3 protein-coding genes are annotated in these 1,864 nt (G+C 77.6%); all 3 read left to right on the forward strand.

Annotated features, from left to right (window positions below; genetic code table 11):
* Positions 1-194: hypothetical protein (locus tag DZF91_RS06820; RefSeq protein ID WP_199486456.1), on the forward strand; the 194-nt coding region annotated here is incomplete at its 5' end.
* Positions 195-203: 9 nt separating this feature from the next.
* Positions 204-641 (forward strand): universal stress protein, encoded by a 438-nt coding sequence (locus DZF91_RS06825; protein ID WP_117356637.1) that lies wholly within the window; start codon positions 204-206, stop codon positions 639-641.
* Positions 638-1,714: a hypothetical protein gene (locus tag DZF91_RS06830; protein WP_117356638.1), complete on the forward strand. Its 1,077-nt coding sequence runs from the start codon at positions 638-640 to the stop codon at positions 1,712-1,714. The genes DZF91_RS06825 and DZF91_RS06830 overlap by 4 nt, the downstream gene beginning before the upstream one ends.
* The last annotated feature ends 150 nt before the right edge of the window (positions 1,715-1,864 follow it).

Genomic DNA, 1,864 nt, shown 5'->3' on the forward strand with positions numbered 1-1,864 from the left:
CCGACGCCGGGCGCCGCCGGCTCGCCGAGGCCCTGGCGGCGCGCCGCGTGGACCTGCTCGCCGCGGAGGCCGGCGGGGACGCCCTCGCCGTCGCCCGCGACCTCGGGTTCGCCGGACTGGAAGAGATGTACGCCGCTCTCGGCGGCGGACAGCTGCCCCTGCCCGGACTTATGGCACGGCTGCTGCCCCGCTAACCTGAAGTCGTGTTCGAACTGGCCACCGACGGGCCGAAGGTCGTGGTGTGCGGCGTGGACGGCTCCGCGCCGTCGCTGCACGCCGCCGCGTACGCCTGGGGCCTGGCCCGCCGGTCGGGCGCGCGGCTCGTCCTGGTGTACGCGATGCCGGTGGCCGCGATGTCCACCCTGACGCCCGGCGGCGCGGCGGTGCTGCGCGAGGCGGCCGAGGAGGTCGCCGAGGAGATGCGCGCCGAGCTGCGGAAGGCGGCCGAGCGGGAGCCGGTGTCGCACGAGTTCCGCACCGAGCCCGGCGACCCGGCCGCGGTGCTGTCCAAGATCGCCGACGAGACCCGCGCGGACGCCGTGGTGGTCGGCGCGTCGGCGCAGGCCGGGCACCGGCTGGTCGGGTCGGTGGCGGTGCGGCTCGTCCGCGCCGGGCGCTGGCCGGTGACGGTCGTCCCATGACCGGCGACCCCGGCGGCGGCCTCGGCCACGGCCCCGAAGCCGGCCTCGAAGCCGTCTCCGGCCTGCCCTTCCAAGCCGGGGCCGGCCCGCACGCCGCCCTCCCCGCCGTCCCGCCGCCGACCGGGACCGACGATCTTCCAGCAGCCGACCGAACGCCGGGGGGAACCGTGGACGAGCCGTACCTGACCGAGCCGCCGACCGGGACCGACGATCTTCCAGCAGCCGACCGAACGCCGGGGGGAACCGTGGACGAGCCGTACCTGACCGAGGTGGCCTGGGCGGGCGGCGTGCTGCGGCTGCGCGGACGGGTGCCGGGCGTCCGGGTGCCCGCGCCCGACCTGGTCGTGCTGGTGCGCGAGCGGGACGGCGAGCGGGTGCTGCCCGTCACCGCCGTCCCCGCCCACGACGACCACGGCACCGCGTTCGAGGCGGACGTCGACCCGGCGACCGCGCTGTCCGGCGGCGCGCTCCCGCACGGCGTCTGGGACCTCCACCTCTCCCTGGAGTCTCCGGACGGCTCGCGCGTCACGGCCCTGCGGCCGGGCGCGGCGGCCCCGGTGGACGGCATCCCGCAGCGCCGGTTCCTGCCCGGCTCCACCCCGGTCACGGTCTACTTCGACCGCTACGGCGAGCTCGCGCTGGACGTCGGCGGCGAGCCGCGCACCGCCGGCGACTGCGAGGCCGACACGCTGTCCTGGAACGACCGGGACGAGGAACTGATGATCAGCGGCCACCTCGCGCTGCCGGACGCCGCCGCCCCGGTCACGGCGTGGCTGTCGCTGCGCGAGTCGCGCAGCGGCCGGGTCTACGACGCGTTCGTCCGGGTGGGCACCGTGGACGGCCTGTTCACCTACACCGCGGCCGTCCCGCTGACCCGCTCGTTCATCGACGACCCGCTGCCGCGCGGCCAGTGGGACGTGCACCTGGTGATGGGCGTGTCCGGGATCCACCGCGAGTTCCGGGTGCTGGCGCCCGCCGAGCCGTTCCAGCACCAGGTGCGGCGGCGCTTCGTCCCGACCCGCGTCACCACGACCGCCGCGCCGGACCCCCTGGTGATCACCGTGGGCCGCTGACCACGCCCGCGCGCGGCCGTCCGTCCACCCCGCTCGGGAGGTCAGTAACGGCCGCCGAGGCCCGGCGGCGGGCCCACCACGGACGCGGCCGCGGCGAGCACGGCGACGGCCGCCACCCCGCCGCACCCGTCGAGCACGGCGGTCGCGGCG

The sequence above is a fragment of the Actinomadura logoneensis genome (assembly GCF_003428695.1).
GTDB classification, from domain to species: Bacteria; Actinomycetota; Actinomycetes; order Streptosporangiales; family Streptosporangiaceae; genus Spirillospora; species Spirillospora logoneensis.

What these genes read in the sequence shown, in the direction of transcription:
- DZF91_RS06830 (WP_117356638.1), top strand. Translation starts at nt 638, where the DNA reads ATGACCGGCGACCCCGGCGGCGGCCTCGGCCACGGCCCCGAAGCCGGC.